Below are 1,195 nucleotides of genomic sequence, written 5' to 3'. Positions count from 1 at the left end.
CAGGGCGGGATCGCACTTTGTTAACAAATATGATCTAATAGTGCTAAATCCACAATCACACAGCCATTTTGAACTTAATCGAACACTTATCAGTCGTCCAAGACACTCGGTCAGACATTAATCAGAAGCATGATCTTATCGATGTCATGTTCCTTGTAATTAGCGCCATCGCATCTGGATGTGAAGGATGGCAAGATATTGAATTGTTTGGGAAAGACAAACTAGATTGGCTGAGAAAATACAGAACATTTGAACATGGTATTCCACGTCGGCATACAATAGCCCGTATTTTACGTTCAGTTGTCGCAGAATCTTTGCTAGAGGCATTAGCCCTGTGGATTAACGAGCAACGCACTAGTCAACACAAGCCGATAATCGCATTCGATGGAAAAGTGCTGCGTGGCTCATACCGAAATGACAAAAAAACAGCGTTACAATTGGTTACCGCCTACGACACTGAACGTGGCCTCGTTTTGAGTCAAAAGCCGACTGAGAGCAAAAATGGCGAGATCAACGTTGTACGCCAAATGCTTGATGTTATTAACGTAAAAGGCAGTGTCATCACCATTGATGCCCTGCATTGTCAGCGCGATACGCTCGAGAAAATTGCAGAGAAAAAGGCTCACGTTGTTGTTCAAGTGAAGAACAACCAGCCCAAATTGAGAGTGGCTATTGTGGAGCAATTTCAAGCTGTCTTTGAAGCAGGTAAAGAGAAAATAGTTACCGAAATCAAAGAGAAGCACCATGGCCGCAGTGAAGAAAGATATGTATTTCAGTTAAAGGCTAAGTTACCTAAAGAGCTTGCGGAGAAATGGCCGACAGTACGAAGCATCATTGCGGTGGAGCGGCATCGAGTGATCAACGGAAAAGGAAGTGTAGACACCTCATATTACATAAGCTCTATGTCGCCGAATCACAAAATGCTAGGCCACTACATTCGTCAGCATTGGCGTATTGAAAACAGCCAGCATTACGTATTAGATGTTGTTTTTAAAGAGGATTACTCACGGATCACGCTAGATGGTGCTGTAGAAAATATAGCGTTGTTTAGACGCTTTGTGATGAACATGCTGAAGCAATGCGAATGTGGTGCACCAAGCCAAAAAGTGAAGTTGAAGAAGGCTGCTTGGAACGATGATTATCGGGCACGAGTCTTCTTTGGGTTATAAATTGAACAAAGTGTGCTCGCGCCCTG

1 protein-coding gene is annotated in these 1,195 nt (G+C 43.4%); it reads left to right on the top strand.

The genetic code is table 11. From position 1 onward, the window contains the following. Window positions 1–68 precede the first annotated feature (68 nt). Window positions 69–1,169 (top strand): ISAs1 family transposase, encoded by a 1,101-nt coding sequence (locus tag ACED46_RS21930; RefSeq protein ID WP_102319868.1) that lies wholly within the window; start codon window positions 69–71, stop codon window positions 1,167–1,169. Window positions 1,170–1,195: the final 26 nt, after the last annotated feature.

The organism is Vibrio sp. 1S139 (assembly GCF_041439475.1).
Classification (GTDB): domain Bacteria; phylum Pseudomonadota; class Gammaproteobacteria; order Enterobacterales; family Vibrionaceae; genus Vibrio; species Vibrio crassostreae_C.
Note: the sequence above shows the minus strand (reverse complement) of the source record. Positions and strands in the feature narration are given on the sequence as shown.